This window comes from Vibrio sp. V12_P9A6T4 (genome assembly GCF_963874835.1).
Lineage (GTDB): Bacteria > Pseudomonadota > Gammaproteobacteria > Enterobacterales > Vibrionaceae > Vibrio > Vibrio anguillarum.
Window position 1 is genome coordinate 1 of record NZ_CAWNJO010000067.1, and the last position, 25841, is coordinate 25841.

The following is a 25841-nucleotide window of genomic DNA, read 5'->3' on the forward strand; positions in this document are numbered from 1 at the left end:
ATATTAAGGGTTCATTATGAAATATATAACACCCGTTTCATTACTGCTTGTGGCCACTATTATGGGGTGCAACTCAGAAGAAGCGACAACCAGTAGCACCAGCCAATCTAATGCTGATGCGATTGCACAGCAAAAAAGAGCGTTAGCACTGCAACTGAGTGAAAGTTACGCCGAGCTTGAAACTACACTTAAAACTGAAATCAGCGCGCAAAACCTATCCATTTCTGTTTCCACTTTGTTTGAAGAGCAGCCTGATTCCGATTTTAGTCAACAGATGGTTGTAGCGGACGCGCAAATTCGTTCAATGAAAGGCATTGAGGATTTTACTGAGCAATTGCTGCAACTGCGTATTGCCGATGCGTCGATGATTAAAGAGTGGCAAGAAGGGCAAAGCCCGTTGTTTGCTTTTGAGCCCAGAGGTAATGATGCGTCTTGGCAATATATTGAAGCGTTTGATGTGTACGGACAGGTGCATCAACTGGATGTATATCAAATGCCAGATGTACCCGTTTTCGTGGTTGATAGTAATAGCGAAGTGGAATTGCGCGCAGGCTTACAAGCAATGCGTGCACAGATGAACGCATTGGGTCAATCGACCACATTGACCACAGTAGAAAGTGGTAGCGTCGCCGCGCAAGCGATGGCCCGCAGCAGCGATAATAGCGCTGAGCCTATTTCCACCACAGTGCTGAAAAAAATTCGTTTAGCGGATGACAAAGAACCGTGGATCTCTGGAGCGGCTGAAATTTATGCGATTGTTACAGGCATCAATCCAAGCCGAGATGAGCCGACCATTGACTTAGTTGAAATGCCTTATTTGGATTACGACAAGCAAGATTACTTCCCAAATCAAGTGATGATCCAATGGTCTCGTTACCGTTGGGGCGCAGCCGATCTTATCTTGATGGAGCAAGATGATGGTACCGATTATAAAGAGCTGGCTAAATTACTCGTCAAAGTAGCGGAAGAAGTGCTGAAGCTTATCCCTGATCCAGAAGTGCAGGCGTATGCGATTATTCCGCAAATCACGGGCAAGATCATTGATGCGATTCCCGATGGTTTACTGGTCAACGACGACGATTATGTCGATGTCTTTTACACCTTGATGCAAGACACCAGCTATGTTGATCATCCTGGAGCGAGTGGTAACGCAGTGGCCACTTTTGAGCCTTTGACGATTAACCCGACACGTCCATAACATTTCTCTCCCCCTAGAAAGCGAGCGCGAATCTCTTATTAGCGCTCGCTTTTTCATCATTCTTGCTGCTTCTGATCATCATGGCTGATTTTGATGTGAATAGGGTTGCTTGAACGACGGTCAACGATTATATTACCCGAACTTAATGCGAATGCTTATCAAAATCTGTCGCAGTTATTTTGAATGGGAACCTATATGAAATCGTTGTTTAGTTTGGCAGCACTTGGCTTGCTTACCTCTTTTACTCTCAGTGCTAAAACCGTTTCTGTGGATCATCAACTCGGTACCACGACGATCGAGCAAAATCCGCAACGTGTGGTTGTCATTGGTTTAGGTGCGTTAGATACGTTAGATCGCTTTGGTATTGAACCTGTTGCGGTATCGAAAGTGACTGAACTGCCGAATTATTTAGCGAAGTACAACAGCGATAAATACGCACCTGCTGGTTCTTTATTTGAGCCTGATTTCGAAACCATTTATATGCAAAAACCAGATGTGATTGTGATTGGGCCGCGCGCCGCAACCAGTTATGACGAGCTATCTAAAATTGCACCAACTATCGTTTTTGCAGCCGATGCAAGCCAAGGCTACTGGCAGAGTACACAACAGCAGTGGCGTAATCTAGGCAAAGTCTTTGCTATTGAAGATCAAGTGGAAGCCAAAATTGAAGATTTAGATAAGCAGTTTCAAGCACTTCGTAGCTTTAATCAGAACAACCAAATCGATGCGCTCACAGTGATGAGCTCTGGCGGTAACATTACCGCTTTTGGGCCTGAATCACGTTTCTCGGCGGTGTATAAAGATTTTGGATTCAAAACGACTGTCGATAGCGTCAAAGCGACACGCCATGGCGATCTAATCTCTTATGAATTTATTCGTGAACATGATCCTAAAACCTTATTGATCATTGATCGTGATACGTTGGTCAACAAAGGGCAAAGCCACACTCGCCAAGAGTTTGAGAATGACCTGATCAAAGCGACTGCGGCCTACAAAAATAAAAGTATGGCGTTTTTAGACCTTAATGCTTGGTACCTATCCATTTCTGGTGTGACTGCCACAGAGCAGATGATCAGCGACGTTAGAAATGCTGTACACATTCACTAATTTGCCACAAACAAGCTGAGGTTAGCTTTGAAAAAGTTATTGCTTGCTTTGTTGGTAGTCAGCCTATCTTCACTGTTTGTGGGGGTAGGCAATCTATCACTAATGGCATTACTGCAAGGGGATGCCCATGCTTGGCAACTGCTCTTTACCAGTCGTTTGCCACGTTTGTTGGCGATTGTTTTAGCCGGGGCAGGGCTCAGTATCGCGGGTCTTATTATGCAGCAAATCAGCCAAAACCGATTTGCCGCGCCTTCTACCTCCGGTACCATTGAATGCGCCATGCTGGGCTACGTGTTGAGCTTAGTCTTTTTTGGCCACGGTGAAAGCTTGTGGCTTATTTTCTCGGTTTCGATTGCGGGCACTTTGCTGTTTGTCCAACTGATTCAGCGCGTGCAGTTTAAAAATGCCATTTTTGTCCCTTTGATCGGTATTATTTTTGGTAATGTGGTGGAATCCGCCGCCTCCTTCATCGCTTACAAATACGATGCGATACAAAACCTTTCTAGCTGGACGGTAGCCAATTTTGCCAATTTGCTGAAAGGGGATTTCGAACTGCTCTATATTGCGATTCCGGTTGCCCTCTTTAGCTATTTGTATGCGGCGCGAATTTCGGCCGTCGGCATGGGTAAAGATTTTGCTGTGAACTTAGGGCTTAACTATCAACAAGTGCTGGTGATTGGCGTTTGTTTGGTGTCGGTGATGTCTGCGACGGTTGTGATGATTGTCGGTCAACTGCCTTTTTTAGGGTTGATTGTGCCCAATTTAGTCAGCCACTATTACGGTGACAACTTGCGCAAAAATATCCCTCGTACGGCCATTTTCGGTGCGTTATTGGTACTGCTATGCGATTTGGGCGGCCGTTTGATTATTTTCCCCTATGAAGTGCCGATTTCGATGATCATCAGTATTCTCGGTGGCAGTGTATTTATTGTGTTGCTGTTGCGAGGACAACGCCATGGGTAAGTCTGTATGTGCGAGCATCACTTTGCGTGATCATACCAAACTGTGGTTACTGGTTTTGGCTTCTCTGCTTTTTGCTGGGTTATTTATTGGTGTTGGATTGAACGCCGGCAACTATCACTATTTTCTTTCTCGTCGTGTACCCAAAGTATTGGCGATGGTGTTGGCGGGCATTGCCATTGCGCAGTCTTCTTTAGCATTTCAAACCATTACCCACAACCGAATTTTAACGCCCAGCATCATGGGGTTTGATTCACTCTACCTGTTTGTGCAGGTGCTCGTGGTGACTCTTTTTGGTGGCCTAAGTAGCTACGCGCTTAATGCTTACCTCAATTTTTCGTTGTCCGTTGCTGCCATGTTGCTGTTTTCTAGTTTGTTATTCGCTTTTTATTTTCGTAAGCAGCAGAGTAACTTAATGGTGTTGTTGCTATTAGGAGTCATTCTGGGGCAACTGTTTTCCAGCATTTCCTCCTTTTTGATCATGCTGATGGATCCGAATGATTTTTCATCGGTACAGTCCAATATGTTTGCGAGCTTCAACAACGTGAAAGTGGAACTTGTGTATTGGGTAACACCGTTACTGCTGTTGGTTTGCTTTGGCCTGTTTCGCCTGCATCGCGTGTTGGATGTTTTATGGTTGGATAACGATAACGCGGTCAGTTTAGGGGTGGATGTACGCCGATTGACGCACCATGTTTTGATGCTTAGTGCGGTATTAATTGCTATTTCTACAGCTTTAGTTGGGCCCGTGATGTTCTTTGGCTTATTGGTCACCAACTTAACGCGCGAGTGGTTTCGTTCATACCAACACCGAACCTTATTGATTGGTTGTTCCGCGATGGCGGTGTGTGCATTGCTTTCTGGTCAATGGGTGGTTGAAAAAGTATTCCAGTTTGAAACAACGCTGAGTGTGGTGATCAATTTCATCGGAGGCCTCTATTTTCTCTCCCTCCTTTTACGTAATAAAATGGTTTAATTTCATATGATTCAGCTAGATAAACTGACTAAAGTGTTTGGCCAACAAGCCGTTGTGGATAAGGCCTGTGCGCAGTTTGAAAAAGGCAAGGTCACTTCAATTATTGGCCCTAATGGTGCAGGGAAAAGTACCTTACTGTCGATGGCCAGCCGTTTGGTTAGCCGTGATAGCGGTAAAGTTTGGATTGAAAGCAAAGAGCTGGTTGAGTGGGATACTAAGGCGTTGGCTAAAAAGCTATCAGTTCTGCGCCAAGCCAATACTCTGACCATGCGTTTTACCGTGAAAGAGCTGGTGGCTTTTGGCCGTTTTCCTTATTCGCAAGGTAAATTAACGGCCAATGATCATGCGATGATTGAGCAATCGATCGAATATCTTGATCTTAAAGCGATAGAAGATAAATACCTAGACGAACTGAGTGGCGGCCAACGCCAGCTGGCCTTTATTGCCATGGTGATCGCCCAAGATACCGATTACATCTTTCTCGATGAGCCATTGAACAACCTCGATATCAAACACTCATTGCAGATCATGGCCACTATTCAGCGTTTAGCACATGAGTTGAATAAAGCGGTGGTCGTGGTGATTCACGACATCAATTTTGCATCCTGTTACTCCGATTCCATCATTGCGCTGAAACGAGGCCAAGTAGTAGCAACTGGCACAGTACAAGAGGTGATTCAATCGTCGGTTTTGAGCGATATCTATGAAACGCCGTTCAACGTATTAGAAATAGAAAGTAAGCGTATTTGTATGTATTACACCCATTGATGCGATTTAACTGCCGGTGTGCGTAACGTTACGAGTAGTGAACAGAACGCTTTCGATTCACCGTAAGCCCCCTTTTTACTGCCTAATGTTGCCAACGCAAAATGGTGGAAGCGCAGACGTTTACTGCGCGCTACAGGATGGACTTAAATATTGATATATTTCTCACTTCAAAAGAAATAATAACTTGCCTCAGATCAAGAAAAAATCGTTTGGCATGATGCTGGAACTAAAACAAAGTTGAAAGATTAAAAAATTATTGAATAATGAGGGTCACGTAAACCAAGAAGTTGTATACTTCAACACTTAGTCTAAAACAGGAAACTTACCCCATGTCGAACTCGTTTGTTTTGGTTATTAACTCTGGCAGCTCATCACTGAAGTTTGCGGTGATTGATTCAAATACGGGGGATGCCGTACTGAGTGGTCTAGGTGAATGCTTTGGGCTTGATGATGCCCGTATGAGCTGGAAGTTTAACGGAGAAAAAGCCAATTGTGCGATTCAAGGTGAAGCGAATCACCACCTGTTGGCGGTTGCAAAACTGGTTGAGCTTGTGAAAAGCTACGGCTTGATTGATGACGTCGTTGCGATTGGGCACCGCGTAGTACATGGTGGCGAGAAGTTTACTAAGACCGTTAAGTTAGACGAAAAAATTGTCAACGAAGTTGAAGCGCTTAGTGATTTAGCACCGTTACATAATAAAGCACACGCGATTGGTATGCGCGCGGCAATGCTAGCGTTTCCTGAGTTACCGCAGTTTGCTGTTTTTGATACCGCTTTCCACCAAACCATGCCAGCAAAAGCCTACACAGGTGCGATTGCAAAAGAGTTATACACTGAGTTTGGTATTCGCCGCTATGGTTTCCACGGAACCAGCCATTATTTTGTGAGCCGTGAAGCGGCAAAAATGATCAACAAGCCAGTTGAAGAAAGCAGCTTTATTTCTGTTCACCTTGGTAATGGTGCGTCAGTGTGCGCAATTAAAGATGGCCAGAGTGTCGATACCAGTATGGGTTTTACACCGCTTTCCGGTTTGATGATGGGTACTCGCTGTGGTGACCTTGACCCCGGCATCATTGAATTTCTATTGAAGAAGGGGTGGACACAAGAACAAGTGTTTAATTCATTGAACAAAGCCTCTGGTTTCTTGGGTGTTTCTGGTTTAACCAGCGATGCACGTGGCATTCTAGAAGCCATGGAGCAAGGTCATGAAGGCGCTACATTGGCCTTCCAAGTCTTCACCTACCGTGTGGCTAAATACATCGCGTCATACCTTGCAGCGCTTGATTCGCTCGACGGTATTATTTTCACTGGTGGTATTGGCGAAAATGCATTGCCTATTCGTCGTGAAATTCTACGCAACCTGAAAATTCTTGGTTTTGTGGAAGATGAGCAAGGCAACGAGCAAGCTCGATTCGGTAATGCTGGCATTATCGCAAAATCAGACATGCTAAATGCAGTAGCGCTTGTGGTACCAACTAACGAAGAATTCGTGATCGCTCAACAGTCGGTTGAGTTGCTATAATTACATTTAAAATCAAATAGATAAAAGCGAGCTTGGTGCTCGCTTTTTTTGTACTCATATGTTGGATAGACCATCGCTAAGGATGTACATGGCGACACACACATGGCTTACTAAATTGCCTTCTACAATTCATTTTTGTGCATCTAAGTTAGCGAGGTTAGTACTGGGTTGTTGATGCCCCATAATGAGTAGAAAGCGCTATCAGAGTAGAGGGAAGCGTTCTAAATTGGTGGTACCAAAACTGATGGGAGTCCCTACCTAACCTCAATGATTTAGCGAGAGCTGTTCATATGTTACCTGAACATTCAATTTACGCTATACAAGCTTTTTATTGTCTCCCTTAACCATACGATTTTAGGATTCTGATTATTGCGCTTATGCCAGATCATCGTAAATGGAATCAGTAGCTTATGCTGATATTCTTGCGAAATTGGAATGGGTAGCGATACCAAGTTAGGGTGCAGTTGTTCACAATATCGCTGACAATACTTGGGTGCCGTGGTTAACATTAGATGGCTGGGCTTCTCTGCTACAAACAGCGCCTGTTCGAAGCTTGCCATCGTTAGGCTAACATTGCGCGTATGTCCCTGCTCAGCCAAAATCTCATCCAACGCCCAGCTGTCGTTCTTCTCCCATGTAACATTGATATGGGCGTAGCTTAAGAAGGTCTCCAAGTTCCATTCCTGATCAATCGCTGGGTGGTCTTTTCGGATATACACCATAGGCAGGTCGGAAAATAGAACTTCAAAATTGATGAAATATGGCAGCAGCTCTAGCGACTCCTTAGAGCGAGGGTGGCTCTCTCGCCCCGTAAAACCGATATCCACTTCACCGCGCGTAATCGCGTCTAATGAATCGTAATCCCAATTGTGATACTTCACTTTAGAATTGGGATACGTGTCATGAATTCGTTTAGTCAGCTCATCCACCATAATGAGTGACAATGGCGACTCGACGCCAAGGTGAAACTTCACACCACTCGGCGCATCATCACCTCGTCGTGATGCAATCTGATTACCGATTTGCATCCAGTCTAACAAGCTTTCTTGCATGCTCGTCGCAAGCGTTGTTGGTTTAAGTCCCAGCGGCGTGTTCACAAATAAAGGGTCGTCAAACCAATCACGTAATTTAGCCAGTGACTTACTCACCGATGAGGGTGTTACATTCAGCTTTTTCGCCGTTTTCGTGACACTCTGCTCTTGCAAGAGCAACTGCAGAGTGAGCAATAAATTGAGATCAAGTCGGGCAAGAGATTTCTTCATGGCTTTCACTAACATTATGATATGGAAACAATACTATTAGAGAGAGGCCAATTACGCGACTCGCGACCAAGGCAATGATTAATATCATCACTACCGAGAGGCCTAAAAGCGCCATCAACCAGATAAATATTGCCGAACACGATACCTGAGCAATACCAAGCATGGAGCTTGCTAACCCAGCTTTGCGAGAGAACAAACTGAGTGCTTGACTCATTGCCACACCAAACCCCATTGAAAAGCCCATGCTGATTAAGGCGAATCCAGCCATATAGAGTGTCGAGTTATCGCCATTCAAGTGAGCCGCAAGAATGACGATAACCGACAGCAAAATGGTTACCTGAGCTGAAAACATTAATGTCGTTTGTTTGAAGTAAGAGAGGGCCACAGGCGCTGAAAATGACGTTACCATACCCACCATGGCAAGCAGTGCCATAGCAGTAGAATACTCACCTCTTGTAAGGCCAAGAATATCCATAACAATCATCGGTGAGGTATTCACATAAGAAAGAATCGCAGTCACACCCAAGGATGTGTAAACAACGCGCGAGATAAAGAAACGGTTAAACAGTGACTCATTTGAGCCGTCATTCGCAGTGATACAGTGACGCTCATTTTTAGGTAAGGTTTCCTTCAATACAAAGCAAGCTATCAAACCTATGGCTACCCCCATCAGTGCCATGGCAGTGAACAGCACAGTCCATGGAAACTTAATCATGATCAGATTACCGATAACAGGTGCTAGCACGGGAATCGAACAAGTGATGCCATTAAGCATTGAAAGCACTTTAGCCCGCATTTGGTCATCTAAGGTATCACGCAAAATAGCGAAGGCTACAACGTAGCAACATGCCGCTCCAACGCCTTGGAAGAAACGCATAACTAGGAAGCTATCACTGGTTTCCGCTGAACCCGCCAACGTCGAAGCAAGCGAGAAGATCACTGCCCCACACATGGCGACAGGTTTACGGCCAAAACGGTCAGCAGCTCGTCCTACAAACACCATAGTAGAAGCCATACCCGCAAGATAAACAGAAAAGGCGATATGAAGTTGGGATTCACTTGCAGAAAGATCGTTGGCAATTTGTGGCAAGGCAACCAAATAGAGATCGATGGCAGTGGGATAGAGCAGCACAAAGGCAAAGCTGCATAGCAGATATCGGGATACATTAGCCGCTGGTTTCATGGTGGTCTCGTAAGTGGTTGGGTTTACGAGGATAATATGAGACATCTCTGAACTTGGCGCGTTACCTTTATGACAACAGGTATTTCCATTTACTACATTAGTAAATTAAATGTATCGGTATGTCAGGGATTTACGTTAGTAAGGCCCCCTGTTTTTCATACATGCTTGATTTTTCCTTGAGCTACTACGCCTTTTCTATATATTGGTTCAATAAACAAACATTCATGCTCACCAACCGCGAACATGAATGTTCAGACTTTATATAACCTAGTTGCGCTTACTGTTCTAGTCCTGCCTGCAGAATACGGAATGCCGCTTTCACTCGTTCCTGATTTGGGTAGTTTTTATTGGCAAGAATCACGATACCCGATTCTTTGCTTGGAATGTAGACCACGTAAGCACCAAACCCACCGGTCGAGCCTGTTTTGTTGACCCATACTCCGTTCGTTGGTGGTGTCGGCGGCGTGTTTATCTGGATTGTTTGAGGCTTAATGATTACGTCCGTCGAATTGCCTTCTAAAAGGGCACTGAGCTGACTGGGATACGGGTACATCTCCCACGCCAAACCTTGCATAAAAGTACTGGACTGATAGAAGCCAGTCCTGTTATTGACCAGTGCTTGTTGCATATCGGTTGCGACTACGGCCAACCCCAGATTAGCTTTGATGTACTGTACCATGTCCGAACTGGTGGACTTGACTCCATACGCCTCTGCATCCAGTACGCCCGGATTCACTCTCACGGCTTCGCCGTTCGCGTTATAGCCAAACGCATACTCTTTCATTTTGTTATCCGGCACATGGATGTAGGTATTGGACATACTCAGTGCTGGGAACACATTTTTTTCCATAGCAGACACGTAGTCCTCTTTCAGGCTTAATGCGGCTATATAGCCAAACAAACCGATACTGGGGTTCGAATAGACTCTTTTAGTGTTGCTTGGGTACACTTCGTCCCAATTTCGATAGTACTGAACCATATCCTGATTGTTTTTCACCGTATCTGGAAACTGCAACGGCAACCCGCCTGCGATGTACGTTCCTAACTCTTGCAAGGTTCGTGCACCGATGGTGCTGCCTTTTAGTTCTGGCATGTGTTGCTCCGCAGTATCCGTTAACGACAGTTGCCCCTTTACCTGCGCGTAGCTCGTCAATGTGGCTGCGAATGTTTTACTGACAGAACCCAACTCAAAAATCGTCGCTTCAGACACAGGCTGGTTTTGCGCTGTATCAGCCACACCGTAATTGTAAAAATACGTCTTCCCCTCAACGACAACACCAAACGCCATACCCGGAATATGATAGTTCTGCATCAATGCTTGAGCCTGTTTATCGACCTCGTTTTTTAATTTTTCTCCCACCCCAGCCGCGCGAACGTTAGGCGCAAACAACATAGCCAGAGCTATTGTATTGATGGTTAGTCTTCTTACACACATTGAAGTTAATCTCTCCATTTATAAGTTTTACTTATTGTTTTTAATATATATCACCATAGGACACGCTAATCATAAAAATAGATCTATAAGAGAACAATGTGTTAAAACTAAATCCAGCCATAAGTTTAACTAAGATCTAATCATGAACATCACACATTTACCGCTGAATGCACTGAGGGCATTTCTTATCTCTGCTAAGCATTTAAACTTCACAAAAGCAGCTATCGAGCTCTGTGTCACGCAGGCGGCGATCAGTCAGCAGGTTAAGATGTTGGAGCAGCAACTGGGGGGAGCGCTGTTTTACCGTCTTCCGCGGGGATTAGCGCTGACCGATGAAGGAATGATGTTATTGCCGGTGGTTAAAAATGCGTTTGACAGTATGACCGATACGCTAGAGATGCTTGAACAAGGAATTCACCGAGAAGTGGTCAGTGTTGGTGTTGTGGGCACCTTCGCTCTGAACTGGTTGCTCCCAAGAATTAAAGACTTTAATGAACGTTTTCCTTATATCGATGTCAGAATCTCGACCAACAACAACGTGGCTGATCCCGTGTCCGAAGGGCTGGACTTCTTTATTCGTTATGGCAAAGGCAGATGGCATGCGACCGAAGCAGAGCATTTGTTTCCTGCCCCTTTAACCGTGCTTTGCAACAAAACGATCGGCCATCACTTAGAGAAACCGCAGGACATTCTGGGCTACACTTTGCTCCGTTCATATAATCCTGAGGAGTGGTCGTTGTGGTTTCAACAAGCCCGTATATCGCTACCTAAGTCCAGGCTCAATAGCATTACCTTTGACTCATCCATTTCGATGATTGAAGCAGCAATTCAGGGACTAGGGATTGCATTAGCGCCTCCCGTTATGTTTGAAAAGGCACTCATTGAAGAGAAGCTCATTCAACCCTTCGATATCTTTCTCGACAGCGGATCCTACTGGCTAACAAAACTCCAAAGTCAAACTGAGACCAAAGCGCAGACTCTATTCAAGCAGTGGATCCTGGAGTGTTGCTGATGGTGAACGGGTATTAATTCTGAAACGTCCAGCTGTCAGACCATCAAAATAGCGGACATCGATGTTAGCCACCTATGGGATCAAACATCCGAGAGTTCACTGCCCGAAGATCACTATCCCACGCTTCAGTTGTGGTATAGCGCGTGACGCAACCGCATGGATTACAGTGCTTAAAGCTAATGCACTTGCCTCCATGTTCGTAACTCCCCAGACCAAACTGCTTGACTTTAGTGAATGAGAATAGTTGGCTATCTCAAATAGAGGTTGTTTGCCATACATCTACTAATTTATTGAGAGCTGGTAATTGCTCGTGAATGTGTAGAGCGCATCTAACGCAGTAAGCCTTGTTCCCTATCTTAAAGCCCGAACCCAAGCGTTCGGGCTTTTTCTTTAACACACTGACTGATAAGTAAAAGAAGAGTTTTCTACTCGCTTGAACAGATATGACATCTAGTTACTTAGTATTAGAAATAGTGTGTTTTAGGTTTTACTAAACTATCTTTAACAGCATAACAATATTCATATAAACGAATGGCTTTAATGATTGTGTTTGGAGAGCGCATTTATGCAGTGGATTAAAGACTTATCGATTACCCAAAAAATGATTTCGCTAATTACGCTAATGCTGTGCCTAATTGTTGGTGTTGCAAGTTTTAGTGCTTTAAAAATGAATCGTATTGCGCTCGAAATTGAAGAAATCGCGGATGAAAGTATTCCTTTAATCCGGTTGACGTCGGATATCACCATCAAACAATTGGAAAGCTCGATCGTGTTAGAAAAGGCTTTTCGACTGGCTAAAATCCCTGTCGAAGGCAACTCACAAGCGCTGAAAGACCTTACTCAGAAGACAGAAAACATTGCAAAAGTGTTGGAGTCTGAATTGACACAAGCGAAGCAAATACTCAGTGATGCAAAGAAGCATCGTCAAGCGAAGGGTGTTGATCAAGAGAGCCAAAACCGATATCAAACATTTGAAGCGTTAGAAAGTCATTACTATCAGTATGAGGTGGCTTTGTTTGAGTTGCTCAAGCGCTTAAATAGTAATGAGCCAGTAGAACAACTTGCGCCACAAGTGCTCGTGCTAGAAAAAATGCAAGAGGCATTTAATACCGAAATTGAACATTTTCTACGTGATTTAGAGCAAAAAACAGAAACGTCTATTCTCATTACTGAGGATGAAGAACACAGAGCATTGCAAGGCACAATAACATTAGCTGTCGTTTCGATAATTCTTGGCCTTGTGATGGGGGCGTTACTCAGCCGTCAAATTGTTCGCTCTGTGCTAAAAGTGAGAAATATAGCGGCGAAAATGGCAAATGGTCATTTTGATCAGCACATTGTGCCAGAGTCAAAAGATGAGATCGGCCAGTTGACGCAAAGTATGAATACCATGGCGGACTCGTTGAGTAAAACCGTTGGTGAGGTGATTCAAAGAGCAAACAGCATTGCAGGGCTGGTGACGGAATTAAATGTGTTGGCAGAGAATAACCGTAAAGCGATGCTTGTACAGCAAGAGAGCACTCAGCAAGTTGCGGCTGCAATGGAGCAAATGGCATCAACGATTACAGAAGTGGCGAGTAATGCTGAAGGTGCCGCAGAGTCGACTTCTCGTGCAGATAACAGCGTTAAAGCGGCTTGTGAGACGACGGATGTGACACAAAAAATCTCCCATCAATTGGTGATTAACGCGGCTAACTCACAAAAAATGATCTTAGAGTTACAAGACAGCACACATAAAATTCAGAATTTCGTTTCAGTGGTTGATTCGATTTCAGAGCAAACCAATTTGTTGGCACTCAACGCTGCAATTGAAGCGGCAAGGGCGGGTGAACAAGGAAGAGGATTTGCGGTTGTGGCTGATGAAGTGCGCGCTTTGGCTTCTCGCAGCCAAGAAGCGACTCATGAAATCAGCAGTTTGATCCAAGTGCTGGTGAATAAAGCTCAAATTGCTGCAAAATCGATAGAAGATAATGACCAGCAGATCAGCGAATCATCAACACTCGTCGATAGTGCAAAAGCTCAGCTCTATTCGATAGCGGGAGCGTTAGACGAACTGATGCAATCGAACTTGCAAGTCGCCTCCGCCAGCGAGCAACAAGCCGTGAGTGCTGAAGAAGTAAGCCAAAATTTGTTGGGTATTCGTGATTCAGGCGACAAAGTATTAGTGAGCACGGAAGAAACTGCTAACGCTAGTAATGATTTGTCACAGCAAGCCAATGATTTAAAAACGTTAATGAGCCAATTTAGTGTGCGTAAATTAGCTTAACGTTAATAGTATTAGGATAGAAGAAAGGGCGACGTTGCTGTTCGCCCTTTTGATATTAATTATCTCTTCAATGTGCTGAGGACTTTGACCTTAGTAAAGGCATGGGTCTTTTTAACGAATATGGCTTTGACGTATGTAGTTTTGACGTATATAGCTTTAACGGACGTAGCTGCTTAATCTGGATTGCTTGTTTCTTCGCCCATTGAATATGACAAATCTCCATTGCCAAACCAAACGCCATCGCAAAATAGACGTAGCCTTTATTGATGTGCAGCTCAACACCTTCCGCGATTAACAAACCGCCCAGCATCATTAAAAACAGTAATGCCAGCGTTTTAAAACCCGGATAACGGGTGACTAAGGCGTTAATGCGCGCTGCGGTTAATATCATGATCACCGCAGACGCTAAAATGGCCGCGACCATGATAGGAATGTCGTTAGTTAGACCCACCGCAGTGATTACCGAATCCATGGAAAATACCGCGTCAACCGCGACAATTTGCAGTAATACGACCGCAAGGCCAGCACTTACTGTCGTCGTATGTGAATGCTCATCAGGCATTAGCCAGTTCCACAACTCTTTTGCTGCTTTGAATAACAGAAAAGCACCGCCGAAGATGAGGATAAAATCTCGTCCAGATAATTCGTTGCTAAACCAAACGACTATCGGTGCAGTTAACGACATCAGCCAACTGATAGAAAAAACCAAACCAATCCGAGCGGTAACTGCTAACAAAATGCCTAAGTTACGCGCAAGCGGCCGCTGCTGAATGGGGAGCCGTTCACATAAGACGGAAATGAACACTACATTATCAACGCCAAGAACCACTTCTAAAGCAAGCAGTGTGGCAAATATCGCCCAAGTTTCGGGTAGTAGGAAGAGTTCTAACATGTGGCCTCCTTAAGTAAGGGGGCACGGTGAAGGGGGGAATCAGTAAATATTGGTCGCCTGAAGGGGTCGTCCATTGTCAATAAAAGCCTCTGTTGCTAACGAAGCGACAGTAAATCATTGACTGAACCACAAGACAAGAGGGCGATTTGTAACAAAATACATATTCATCTTATCGAACAACGCCCTGCGAGCGATTTGTTCGCTCACAGGCAATTGTATCTTCAAAATAATGAGTCTTATTTAAATCACGCTTTGCGATAGAATCTTAGTTTGTCGTGTTGATGAGGTGGCGCATAGTTGAGCACTGCTCTCCGGGGTAACCAGGCAGAGCTACATGCCAGTTGTGCAGCTTGTTCGAGTCGTTCTGGGAGCGTACTCGCATTGACTGGCACCCAATTCATTTGCTCCCCAAGCCAGCTAGCCCAAGCAAACTCAACAAAATAAACCTGTTCATGCTTGCTGTAATAACCGGCATCTTGTAGTTCACCTGCCAAAGAGCGGTAGGGGTAGTCGGGTAGCTTACTTATGTGTGCAGGTAATTGATCGGGAGTTAGCGGGGCTCCTTTTTCATCGCGCAGCCATGTCCAGTGGTTGCCTTGCATGTCTTGCCAAAAGCTCTCCTTGTTGTCGAGGTGAGCAAGGATGTGGACGGTCACCTCTTTCACACCTTGCTGCCAAAGCGCCTTGGTTAGATGATGTCGGTCAACCAACCAATATTGGCCATCAGCATCTACGATTACCGGGATCTTTTTTTTTTTCATGTACTTCTTAAGTTGTGCAGGGCTTTTTGTCGCCAGTTTGGCTTGTGTTTTATCAACTTGTTGTTGGCCAACCCCGGCCTGAGTGGGGTGTAGCTGATTAATATCCAGGCTGCACCAGTCCCCGATGCCACTGTCTGTCCCGCAAGGAGCGAGTGCCCATGCTCCCTGGCTGATGATTGCGGCGGCAAGCAATATCCATCCTTTGCTCAACATACTATTCCTTTTGAATGATGACGGTACCAATGCAATCAAATGCATTGTTGAGTATTCAATATGTAAAAGTGAAAGTTTAGCCTTCACCGACCCTCTGCCTTGCATTGTAGGAGTTTGAAGCCTAACGGTACAGAAAACATCGATAAGGTGTTGGAGAATTTATCAGTCGGTATATAGTTTGATAAAAATCATAGGGTTACAGTTAAGGTGTAAAGTTATAACTTTGAATGAATGCATTCAACACACTTTTACCCCTTTGTGCTTTACAGTAGATTTTCTGCGACGTGCTCACCTTGGTATTCGGCTTACTTTACTTATCACAGAAACTCTAGTCATGAGGGCAAATTTGCTTATCCATCACAATGCGCACTCTGCTATTATCTAAAAATAAAAATCTAGTTGATTTGGATAGTATTAAAATGCCGTTCGACTCAAACATACCAGTTTATTGGCTGCTCTTTCATTCAGTTGGAGAGCATCAAGTAAGGTATCGGACAATAAGTTTTCGAGAAAATGGCGTTGCCACTTTTTTCATTGCTTCAATTTCAAAAAACCTCTCAGTGAGTTGTTCGTTTGTTTGTGGTTGAACGAAAGGCGTAGTTATTTACAAAAAGTGCAGTATTTGAATATTGTATAGTTTAGTTGAGATGGTTAAAGTGAATGGTTTAGTACAGGTAGAGTATCTACTGTATTGCTTTGAACGATTGGCGGTTGTCCCCTATAACCTAAGAAGGGTTGGTGCCATGGAACATCAAAGACTTAAAATCAGCTAAGTCGTAAAGAAACGGAAGGCTAATTACCTTCCGTTTTTAATTATTTTGATTGAGATTTAAAAAGGTGTTGCGGATGAGTTTTAAGGAAGAGGTCGCTCTGTCTCCCATCAAGGCCGTGACTCTAAAGAACAAAATATCAAATAGCATCATTTGAGATAGTTGAGGAGTGATCATACCTAATTCGTGGTGACGCTCTTGATAAGCAAATGGAAGCACGAGATCAGTCATCTTGGTTGTTGGTGTTTTACCATAACGAGTAATGGCAGACACAGTGCACCCTGATTGTTGAGCTATTTCGAGTGATTGGAGGACCTCTTTTGTTTGTCCTCTGGCGGTAAAAGCCAGAGCAAGATCATTTTCCGTCAATATACTCGCATATGTACGTTGTGAATGAGAGTCTGAATTAAAGAGTACGTTTTTATTAATTCGAATGAGCTTTTGACAAGCATCAGACGCCACGATACCGGAAGATCCGACGCCAAATAGCGCAATTTTTTCAGCGTTGACGATAGCATTCGCGAGCTGGTCTAACACTTCAGGCTTAACAACTTTAATGGAATTTTCAACATTCTTGCTAAATAGGTATCCGGCTTTTTGTATGACCTCAGCAGGAGAGTCATCTAAGCGGACGTCACTGTATAAAATTTCTCCTACATCGTTTTTTTGAATCGCTAAATATTCAAGCTTGAATTCAGAGTATCCTTTGTATCCAAGATGTTGTGCGAAGCGGATAACAGATGCATTACTCACACCACACTGTTTCCCTAGAGCGATGGCGCTAAGTGTAGAGATGTTGCATTTTTTATCGTTCAGAAGAAATCCAGAAATTTTTTTTTCTGCTTCACTACCATGTACCGATAGTGTTTCCAACCTAGGAATAAGATCTGACATATAGACGCCTGAAATATATATTGAAGTTTAAAGAACATTACTTAACATCATAATCAATATGCTTACACATATCACGCTTAACGTCGTTAAATACAACTTGGCTTCAGAGAGTTGTTTAAGTAACACTGTTGAAAGTGGAACACCAAGCAAAGACCCAACAACCAAGGTAAACGCAGTAGGGATATCACTTTGGCCTCCTTTCGCGTAAATGAAAGAGGTACTGGCCGATAACGCCAATGCAATAACAATAGACGAGCCAACGGCTTTTTTTATCCCGATACCTAGATAAGAATTGAGTACCGGAAGAAGTAATACGCCGCCACCAATGCCAGTCATCCCCATGATAAGCCCACAAAAAGCCCCCGAACTTGAAGCGCGACGATAAGACCAATCTGATGTAACGGATAACGGTATCGTTTGCTGCTGAGGGTGTTGGCTTTTCATATATTTGCGCATGAGTGAAAAAAGGGCATAAAACATCATAAGCACAATGAGAACCTGTGTTGTGGTGGAAATCAGCTGGTTATAGTCTTCATGTTTATGCAAATATACGACTGTTGAAGCACTTAACATTCCAATAGGAATCGCCCCAAGCAGAATGCCTATAACACTACGCCAGTCAACATTGGCGGATTTGATATGGAAAAAACTCGCATTCACTTTTACTAATGATGCAATCAGGCTCGCGGTTCCGACCGCAAGCACTGCTTCCATATGAAATACGAACTGAAGAAGTGGGATGATTAGAATTCCCCCCCCCACACCAGTTAACCCCATCGCTAACCCAAGCACTAATCCCATCGCAAGCTGAAGCAATATACTATAGAATGTACCGTTATTGACTAAGAGTGAAATAAATTCCATGCGTCCAACCTTAGTTGTTAGATACCATCTTCTGATGAATTATCTTGGCGTGAGGCTTCTAGTGCGTCGGCTAATCGTGTAAGTCCGTTATGCCCACTGACTACTGCTGTTTTGGCAAATTCACTCAGATCTAAATCTTCTCGTTCTAACAACATCTCGACACACAGTTGTAAGTTCGTTCCTGAAATCACTTCGGCATCATCTCTCTGCAGGGCGATTTGTGAGGCTACGCGGAACGGGCTGCCACCTAATAAGTCGGTGAAGAAAACCACGCCGTCTGCAGTATCTAGCTTGTCTACTTCTTTCAACATCAGAGTTTCGAGTTCAGGAACAGAAATGCCTTCAACAAAATCAATGGTTGAGAAATTAGGTTGGGCACCAATAATTTGGTGAATTGCTTGGCCTAAACCTGAGCCAAAATGACCGTGACCAACGAGAATTACAGCTATCATATTTCGTCCTATTAATGTATTAGGTTAAGAATGCGGGCAAAGCCCGCATTAGAGGCCACAATAGCCGTTATAAAATGCCGATGTAATGACCACCGATACCGAACAAAATCATCAGGAATATGATCTTCGTTGGAGAGAGTCCTTTCATAAGTAGGCGGTAGGTCAGGAGTACGAACAGTACTGGTAGAATGTTCGGGACAATTTTATCCAGTAAGTCTGTTTGGATATTAAAGGTCGTGTCTGCATAACCAATGGTGGCTGTTGTTTTCAGGTTTACAAACTGGGCAGACATGGCACCAATTACCATAATACCGACAATGGTTGCAGAGCGAGCCATGGCAACGGTGTGGTCTTTCAGCTTGTCCAATGCTTTCAGGCCAGACTCGTATCCATATTTGAATAATGGAATTTGTATACTTAGTCGGGTTACGTTCAGTAGTAACAGATAGAAAATGGGCGCTAATGCTACATTATCCAGTGCTAAGGAGGCCGCAATGGCGGCACTAATTGGTTTTAACGTAAGGTTAAACATCGCATCGCCAATACCTGCAATGGGGCCCATTGCTGCTACTTTAAACGCACGAATGGTTTCTACATTTTGTTTGCTCTGCTCCATTGCAAGGACTAGGCCCAGAATAAACGTCACCAAATAAGTGTGTGAGTTAAAGAAGTCCATGTGAGCACGCATTGACTCGCCTAAACGTTCTTTTTGCTTGTGGATATGCTTTAAACCCGGCGAAATTGCCCAGAGAAAGCCACACGCTTGCATCCGCTCGTAGTTAAAAGAAGCCTGAATAAAGAGTTGTCGCCACAATATTTTTCTAACCACACTCTTTGGCAGTGCATTTGAGCTTGTCTCATTTTGTTCGGCAATAGATGCTTGTTGAGTTAGTTGTTCTGACATCTTAAATACCCCCGCCTTGGTTTTGGTTTGATGTAACAGCTGGCTTATTTTCTTCGATTCGTTGGCGCGTCATGTAGTCAATTACGGCGATACATGTAGCAAAAATAGCGATAGCAAGTACTGGAAGATTCAAATATGTCATGGCTGCAAACCCGGCAACAAAGTAGGGAATGAATGCCTTTTTAAACATGATCTTAAGTAGCATCGCGAAGCCAAGTGCAGGCATTAAGCCACCCGCTATTTTAAGGCCAGTGATGATGCCTTCAGGAACGTAGGTAATAATGGTGTTAGCAACTTCTTCGCCAAAGTAAACAGGCAGTACCGCGGTGATAAAATAAAGACACCCTAAAGAGAGCATGCCTAAATGGTTGATACGGGCGATCCCTTTATCATCACCTTGTTGTGCTAAGTCGTCAGCTTTGTGCATTAAGCCTGAGAACACGGTAAATTGAAGTACGATCAGTTGTTGCATCAAGATAGCAAATGGTAGTGCAATACCCACCACGACTGCTGGAGCAAAACCGCCTTGGATTGCGAATGCTGTACCTACCACAGCACCGATGGTGACATTAGGTGGTTGCGCGCCAGCAATCGGTACTAAGCCAAGCCATGCAAGCTCAAGTGCAGCACCTACTGCTAGGCCCGTTTGGTAATCACCTAAGATCAAACCAACAATAGGGCCGGTTACTATAGGGCGTCCAAAATAAAACTGCCCGCTATAAAAGTCGACGCCTGCAAAGGCCGCCCACAGTCCGATTAATAGTATTTCAAACATATCTATCCCTTATATGCGTTGTAGAGTTCAAAGATATCCAGCTTGTTTTCATCAGGCATACGCTGGATGGCAAAACGTACTCCGAGTTCTTTAAGGCGCTTGAACGCTTGCATGTCGTTGTCATCAACCGATACGGTGACATGAATTTGTTTTTTGCCTTCGGAGAAGTGCATGTTGCCAATGTTGATGTCATTGAGTGGCACACCACCTTCAACCAAGCGAATCACGTCTTGAGGCGTTCTTACGACAAGAATGATGTGCTGCTCTGGTGAGGCGTTGTGGATGACATCGATGGTTTTTTGAATGGAGAAAAATCGTACGCCCATGTTTCCTGCTGACATAGTCATCAGGTTTTGTTGTACTGAGTCTTCTGCAACATCATCATTGGCGATGACGATCAAATTGGCACCGGAGTGATGGCTCCATGCCACCGCAACTTGACCATGGAGCAAACGATTGTCGACTCGAGTTAGATTGATACCCATAGTGTTCTCTCTTTCTAATGTTTTTTTAGTTACTGGTGTAGCGCTGTTTAGCGGTAATAAGTTGTTCTTCTAGTGTTTGGAATTCGTTCTCAATGCACTTAAGCGCTTGCTCATAGGAGACTTTACCTAGGCACATAAGCGCTGCAATTCGTGGGCTGTATTGGGCCTTTTCGAGAAATTCTTTGGCTTTCTCCACTGGGATTTGGCAGATGGAGGCGACCATATTCTCTGCGCGATAAATCAGCTTTTCGTTGTTGGGAATAAGATCGATCATCTGGTTATTATAGACTTTGCCTAAACGGGTCATAACGGTGGTACTGATCATGCCCAGCAGCATTTTTTGTGCAGTACCACTTTTCATTCTCGAAGAGCCGCTTAGCACTTCAGAGCCAACGTCAGGTACAATTGCAATGTTGGCTTCTTGTTCCATTGGGGATGCACCACGAGTGCAAATGGCAATGGTTAAGCAACCCATCTTATTGGCGTATTTCAGCGCTGAAAGTGTAAACGGTGTTCGTCCACTAGCAGAAATACCGATGACTACATCGACAGGCTTTAGGTTTCGGCTTTCTAATGCGTTGATCGATAAAGTATTGCTGTCTTCCACATCTTCGACAGCGGCTAGCATGGCATCTAACCCGCCAGCAATGATCGACTGAACCAGTTCTGGATTAGTACCAAAGGTAGGGGGACATTCAGCACTATCCAGAACGGCCAGACGACCACTCGTTCCGGCGCCGACATAAAATATCCGGCCACCTTTGAGTAGTTGTATGCATATCGCATCCACGGCTTTTTCTACAGTAGGGAGCTGTTTTTCAATGGCTCTCGCGACCGTTTTATCGTGTGTATTGATGGTTTGTAGGATTTCAAACGTACTCATTTTTGAAAGCCCTAATGTTTTTGAATTCATTTCATTTTCAATCAATACATCAATCTTGGTGTCTCGCATAAATCAAACCCTTAATTATAAACTTGCATGTATTTTAATTACATTACACTGGATTTTTGATGTAATGAAAGTACATTTGTGTTTTTATAAGTAGAAATGTGAGTTATGTCATAATAGTACAATTATTAAATATATTGATGTATCAATGATACATACTGATGTTGTTGATTATGGGAAAGGGGGTTTTTGTAGTCAGCATTTAGATTCTCGCAGGTAACAGGTAGGGGGCTATTTAGGGTTCGTGTTCGAGAATAGTGTTCAACCATTTCATCCTTACTTGATAGAAGGAATTGGTGACAAACATGGAAAAAATGACAGTACTTAAACTAAGCGTTTTTACGATGAGTCTGGGGCTTTTAGCGACGCCGATAGTAATCTCGATGCCTTTAAATACAAAGTCTTCAGTTACTGCCTCGGTTCAGAGTGACGCAGATATTCGCGATGGTGTAGCACAGCAAATAGCAGCGTATATTAATGCCACAAAGCCTAGTGTGACTGACGTAGGTAATTGGATTGTTCCGATATCGGAAGGTGGAGAGTTTAATCCAGAGACAGGTCAATGGTCGGATATTGACTATGTCTCTTCAACCGCAGCGGCTTTTCCTGTGACTGAACATTTAGATCGCTTGCTGGCTTTAGCGCGTTGTTACACCAATATTCAATGTAACGAAAGTACATCTCCAGTACTACTTACAAGTATTTCAGCGGGAATGAAACACTTTGCAGAGGCCCAATATAGCCATAGCAACTGGTGGTTTAATTACATTGGCATTCCCCAAAAGGTGGGGGAATTGGTCGTATATGTCAGAGCGAATCAAATCCCGGTCAATGCGGTAGATTACCAAACTTTGGTTGATGCGAAATACCTGAATGTCCGAAGTCACTGGAGCTATGGTCGAGGGGCCAATGCGATTGATATTGCAATAGCGAATATGTATAGCGGCGTGGTAAGAGACAACTCAGAAAGGTTGAGTTATTACAGCAATGAAGCCCTGAATGAAATTGGTCGTAATGATATTGGGATCAATGCGGATCAGAGTTTCTTTGCTCATGGCCCGATGCTCAATACCAACTCTTATGGGTGGGTTTTGGTTATGCGTACACTGCAGGTTGAAGCATTTACACGCGGGTATTACTCGATGAATACCAATAGCCAAAACTCCTTAGAAGGTTTCATGAATCAAGGTATGTATCCCACATTCCGCGGTCGTTATCATGACTATTTAACAGGTGGACGAGGTGGTGTTTCGAGAGAAAACAATCTTGGTCGTGGGTTTTCTACGGATGCATTGCAACGACTCAATCCTGATAGAGCTGAACATTTTGAACTAGTTAATAACGTGACCAGTGGGCTGATATCCGCAAATCAAATGCCGTACCGGGGCGTGAAAGGGTATTGGAATGGCGATTATTTGCTTAAAAATGAACAGGACTATCAATATTCCGCACTCACTCATTCCGATCGGACGATGGCGATTGAGCAAGGCAATGGTGAAAACTTGCTAGGCGCTTTGATGTCTATGGGGTCGCACTCCATCCGTTTGTCAGGAGATGAATACTACAACATCTTTCCTTTGTGGGACTGGTTGAAAATCCCCGGAGTGACCGGAAGAGAAGGCCAGATGATGAACGTAGGCTGGAATAGTAAAGGTATCGCATTTTCCGGAGTGATGTCTGCTGCAAACAACGCAATTATGGTACATAGTCAAAATAAATTTGGAGTCACAGTTAAGAAAGCGAACTTCGTTTTCTCTGATGCGATTATTTCGATGGCATCCGAGGTTAGCTCGAATGCAGACGGTTTGGTTACCACTTCCATTGAGCAAAACTGGTTTCGCGATAATGTGGTTATTGGACTTAGCAATGGGAGTACGGACTCTTTAACTTTAGGTGAAAATAGTTATAGCGGCGAAGAACTTGCCTACCTGCTGCATAATGGCACGGCCTATATGCCGCTAGACAACAATACCTATAAGGTTAGTGTTGAAGAGCGTACAGACAAGTGGACGCGAGTAAATAGCTCGGAAAGTGATCGTGATATTACGGGCACGGTGTTTACTAGCTGGATTGATCATGGTGCTTATCCTGCAAACGCAACCTTTAGTTACGCTATCTATCCGGGAGTCACTGCTAATTCTGTAGCAAACTTAAATCCTCGTAACCGGTTTGTGACCTATCAAGAAGGGAACACATTAGCGGTATATGATAAGCGTGATGACGTTTTGCAACTTGTACTGCGCGAAGCAGGCCAATGGAGTAATACAGAGCTGACGCTGGTGTCTGATCAAGCTGGCATGTTTGTGGTCACTGGGGTCAGTTCGCAGCGACCAACGTTGTATTTTTCTGATCCTAATCAGGCATACACTACTGCAACGGTAAACTTATACAATACTCACGGTGGGACATCATCCCAACTGAGTGCGCCGAATTACCAGAAAACCAATGTTTCATCGGGCTCTTTGGCTATGGGTGACATTCAACTCACTCCCGATCTAGTGTTGAAAGCAGCATCAGATACATTTGTCCGTTACGGAGGCTACTCTGATGACAACTACGGTGCCTCTGAAAAAATCGGTGTTAAAGCAGATTCTAATTCCGCATATCGACGTCATGCTTACCTTCAATTTCCAATCGATCAGGTAAATGCCTCTGCGTTAAATACCGCTAAGCTTGAGCTATCTGTTTTCAATGTTGGGGCAGCCCAGCCCGTTGTTGTCTATTTGGTGAATGATAATTCGTGGGATGAGTCTGCAATAACTGCGAATACTGCACCTGCAACCGGCGTGCAAGTGGCAACGGCTACGAACAACAATGGTGTATTCCAATGGGATATCACGGATGCTGTACGTACTGCTGCCCAACAAGGCTTAAACGCGATTAGCCTGAAACTTGAAGTTGCCAATAATGGTACAAATAACTGGGTGACGTTTAACAGTAAAGAAAGTGGAGTTGCGGGTCCTGTGATTAACATCGATTATAATCCGATAGAAGAGCAGGCTAATGCTGTTGAAGATGCATTTGTTCAAGGTGGCACTTCTGCTGATGGGAATTTTGGTCAGGATTCACGCTTGATCGTAAAACTGGATCCAAACTCGCCAAACTATACACGTGAAACTGTGCTTAAGTTCCCTATTGGGCATTTAAGAGCTGATGCGTTGAGTCGTGCTGAAGTTGTACTTGAGGTGAAATCAATTGGCCAAGCCATGACGTTCAATATTGCAGAAATTGACTCTAATTGGAGTGAAAGTAATGTGACCTTTAATTCACTTTCGAGAGGAAATAGCACGCCGATTACGGTTGCAGTAAATACTACGGATCAGACGGTAGCGATTGACGTGACTGGATTAGTGAAATCTGCATTAGAGCAGGGTAAACAACAGATCTCATTGCAATTGTACAGTGGTGATTCTGGAGGGCAAAAATACGCCACTTTTTATAGTAAAGACAGTGACTTTACGGCGCCTTCGTTAAGCACCTCTAGTTATTAATACACTTAATCTGCCACTTTTGCTCTTTCGTAGTAAAAAGTGTCATCTGCTAATAAAGTCTCTACTTTGGTAGAGACTTTTTACATCTTCATTTTATAGCACGGCAATATAGAAGTAGCTTAATGTGATTAGTCGCGATTTTATTTATCTTTATGCATTGAGTGTTACTATGATCCGCACCACCAGTTTTGGACACTGAGTTAAGTGAGTACAATCACTAACGAGGTGAACCATTACAAACAATAAGAAACGTATTGATCTGCTCCAGCTAGACTGAATATTTCACGAAGCGACTTTCTGATACTAAGGTTTTCGCATTGCTCTAATTTAAGTGATTACTCTAAGACGGTTCTGTCCAAAAATCGTTTTACAGCCTAGTAAAAATCCGCCTTCTTAGAAGGCGGCTTTGGTTTATAGCCCCCTATAAGGGGGCATCCCTGCGCTGCTAGTTTATCTTCAACTCTAACTGCGCCTCATATTCTTGATCTTTCTTGTCTTGGTGCCTTACGTAACGCCTGATGATTTCTTCATTCACACCAACTGTGTCAACAAAGTATCCCCTTGCCCAAAAATGATTACCCCACAGTTTCTTTCTTATATGTGGGAACTTGTTAAACAAGCGGATTGCTGAACGCCCTTTCAATACTCCCATCAACGTTGATATCGAAACTTTTGGTGGAACTATCACAACCAAGTGAACG

At 43.9% G+C, this 25841-nt stretch carries 22 protein-coding genes; 9 read left to right on the forward strand and 13 right to left on the reverse strand.

All coding sequences use genetic code 11. The annotated features are described in order from the left end of the window. The first annotated feature begins 16 nt into the window (after nucleotides 1-16). The 6 genes from AACQ42_RS11220 to AACQ42_RS11245 all read left to right on the forward strand — a co-directional run bounded on the left by AACQ42_RS11220 (nucleotide 17) and on the right by AACQ42_RS11245 (nucleotide 6532). A complete protein-coding gene (locus tag AACQ42_RS11220) occupies nucleotides 17-1198 on the forward strand; it encodes a DUF3103 domain-containing protein (RefSeq protein WP_094166132.1) in 1182 nt (393 codons plus the stop codon). Between the two features lie 195 nt (nucleotides 1199-1393). Continuing rightward, complete coding sequence (locus AACQ42_RS11225; RefSeq protein WP_217898948.1) at nucleotides 1394-2305, forward strand: siderophore ABC transporter substrate-binding protein; 912 nt, start codon at nucleotides 1394-1396, stop codon at nucleotides 2303-2305. 27 nt (nucleotides 2306-2332) lie between these two features. Then, entirely contained in the window at nucleotides 2333-3268 is a 936-nt protein-coding gene (vctD, locus tag AACQ42_RS11230) for an iron chelate uptake ABC transporter permease subunit VctD (protein WP_026027432.1), read from the forward strand. A 22-nt stretch (nucleotides 3269-3290) separates the two neighbouring features. Then, nucleotides 3291-4241 (forward strand): iron chelate uptake ABC transporter permease subunit VctG, encoded by a 951-nt coding sequence (gene vctG / locus AACQ42_RS11235; protein ID WP_094166148.1) that lies wholly within the window; start codon nucleotides 3291-3293, stop codon nucleotides 4239-4241. 6 nt (nucleotides 4242-4247) lie between these two features. Then, nucleotides 4248-5009 (forward strand): iron chelate ABC transporter ATP-binding protein VctC, encoded by a 762-nt coding sequence (gene vctC / locus AACQ42_RS11240; protein WP_013868453.1) that lies wholly within the window; start codon nucleotides 4248-4250, stop codon nucleotides 5007-5009. Nucleotides 5010-5338: 329 nt separating this feature from the next. Beyond that, nucleotides 5339-6532 (forward strand): acetate/propionate family kinase, encoded by a 1194-nt coding sequence (locus AACQ42_RS11245; protein WP_026028183.1) that lies wholly within the window; start codon nucleotides 5339-5341, stop codon nucleotides 6530-6532. A 305-nt stretch (nucleotides 6533-6837) separates the two neighbouring features. On the opposite strand, the gene yidZ is transcribed toward AACQ42_RS11245, so the two are convergent. From yidZ to ampC, 3 genes are all read right to left on the reverse strand, one after another. Next, nucleotides 6838-7794 carry an HTH-type transcriptional regulator YidZ gene (yidZ, locus tag AACQ42_RS11250; RefSeq protein ID WP_094166134.1) on the reverse strand — a complete coding sequence of 319 codons (957 nt, stop codon included), beginning with the start codon at nucleotides 7792-7794 and terminating at the stop codon, nucleotides 6838-6840. Beyond that, nucleotides 7769-8977: an MFS transporter gene (locus AACQ42_RS11255; RefSeq protein WP_094166135.1), complete on the reverse strand. Its 1209-nt coding sequence runs from the start codon at nucleotides 8975-8977 to the stop codon at nucleotides 7769-7771. The genes yidZ and AACQ42_RS11255 overlap by 26 nt, the downstream gene beginning before the upstream one ends. Nucleotides 8978-9254: 277 nt before the next feature. Continuing rightward, complete coding sequence (gene ampC / locus AACQ42_RS11260) at nucleotides 9255-10412, reverse strand: class C beta-lactamase (RefSeq protein ID WP_094166136.1); 1158 nt, start codon at nucleotides 10410-10412, stop codon at nucleotides 9255-9257. 142 nt (nucleotides 10413-10554) lie between these two features. Between ampC and AACQ42_RS11265 the strand changes: the two genes are divergently transcribed. Both AACQ42_RS11265 and AACQ42_RS11270 read left to right on the forward strand, forming a co-directional pair. Further along, on the forward strand, nucleotides 10555-11424 hold the full coding sequence (locus AACQ42_RS11265) for a LysR family transcriptional regulator (protein WP_094166137.1): 870 nt from the start codon (nucleotides 10555-10557) through the stop codon (nucleotides 11422-11424). Nucleotides 11425-11989: 565 nt separating this feature from the next. Beyond that, complete coding sequence (locus AACQ42_RS11270) at nucleotides 11990-13690, forward strand: methyl-accepting chemotaxis protein (RefSeq protein WP_094166138.1); 1701 nt, start codon at nucleotides 11990-11992, stop codon at nucleotides 13688-13690. Between the two features lie 67 nt (nucleotides 13691-13757). Here the strand turns inward: AACQ42_RS11270 and AACQ42_RS11275 are convergent, their stop codons facing one another. The 9 genes from AACQ42_RS11275 to murQ all read right to left on the reverse strand — a co-directional run bounded on the left by AACQ42_RS11275 (nucleotide 13758) and on the right by murQ (nucleotide 21652). Further along, nucleotides 13758-14582 (reverse strand): TerC family protein, encoded by an 825-nt coding sequence (locus tag AACQ42_RS11275; RefSeq protein WP_094166139.1) that lies wholly within the window; start codon nucleotides 14580-14582, stop codon nucleotides 13758-13760. A 245-nt stretch (nucleotides 14583-14827) separates the two neighbouring features. Then, entirely contained in the window at nucleotides 14828-15556 is a 729-nt protein-coding gene (locus AACQ42_RS11280) for a ParB-like protein (protein ID WP_254918598.1), read from the reverse strand. 809 nt (nucleotides 15557-16365) lie between these two features. Next, the gene (locus AACQ42_RS11285) at nucleotides 16366-17220 is read right to left on the reverse strand and encodes a MurR/RpiR family transcriptional regulator (RefSeq protein ID WP_094166140.1); all 855 of its coding nucleotides are present in this window, start codon (nucleotides 17218-17220) and stop codon (nucleotides 16366-16368) included. A 27-nt stretch (nucleotides 17221-17247) separates the two neighbouring features. Next, nucleotides 17248-18084: a sulfite exporter TauE/SafE family protein gene (locus AACQ42_RS11290; RefSeq protein ID WP_094166141.1), complete on the reverse strand. Its 837-nt coding sequence runs from the start codon at nucleotides 18082-18084 to the stop codon at nucleotides 17248-17250. A gap of 17 nt (nucleotides 18085-18101) precedes the next feature. After that, nucleotides 18102-18536 carry a PTS galactosamine/N-acetylgalactosamine transporter subunit IIA gene (gene agaF, locus AACQ42_RS11295; protein ID WP_094166142.1) on the reverse strand — a complete coding sequence of 145 codons (435 nt, stop codon included), beginning with the start codon at nucleotides 18534-18536 and terminating at the stop codon, nucleotides 18102-18104. 67 nt (nucleotides 18537-18603) lie between these two features. Next, a complete protein-coding gene (locus AACQ42_RS11300; protein ID WP_094166143.1) occupies nucleotides 18604-19440 on the reverse strand; it encodes a PTS system mannose/fructose/sorbose family transporter subunit IID in 837 nt (278 codons plus the stop codon). Nucleotide 19441: 1 nt separating this feature from the next. Next, a complete protein-coding gene (gene agaW / locus AACQ42_RS11305) occupies nucleotides 19442-20215 on the reverse strand; it encodes a PTS N-acetylgalactosamine transporter subunit IIC (RefSeq protein ID WP_094166144.1) in 774 nt (257 codons plus the stop codon). Between the two features lie 2 nt (nucleotides 20216-20217). Continuing rightward, the gene (gene agaV, locus AACQ42_RS11310; RefSeq protein ID WP_094166145.1) at nucleotides 20218-20700 is read right to left on the reverse strand and encodes a PTS N-acetylgalactosamine transporter subunit IIB; all 483 of its coding nucleotides are present in this window, start codon (nucleotides 20698-20700) and stop codon (nucleotides 20218-20220) included. 25 nt (nucleotides 20701-20725) lie between these two features. Continuing rightward, nucleotides 20726-21652 (reverse strand): N-acetylmuramic acid 6-phosphate etherase, encoded by a 927-nt coding sequence (gene murQ / locus AACQ42_RS11315; RefSeq protein ID WP_094166146.1) that lies wholly within the window; start codon nucleotides 21650-21652, stop codon nucleotides 20726-20728. A 302-nt stretch (nucleotides 21653-21954) separates the two neighbouring features. Here murQ and AACQ42_RS11320 point away from each other — a divergent pair, with 302 nt between their 5' ends. Beyond that, nucleotides 21955-25140: a CBM96 family carbohydrate-binding protein gene (locus tag AACQ42_RS11320; RefSeq protein WP_094166147.1), complete on the forward strand. Its 3186-nt coding sequence runs from the start codon at nucleotides 21955-21957 to the stop codon at nucleotides 25138-25140. Nucleotides 25141-25585: 445 nt separating this feature from the next. Here AACQ42_RS11320 and tnpA read toward each other — a convergent pair. After that, nucleotides 25586-25841, reverse strand: a 256-nt coding sequence (gene tnpA / locus AACQ42_RS11325) for an IS200/IS605 family transposase (protein ID WP_141195641.1), incomplete at its 5' end; no start/stop codon positions are given.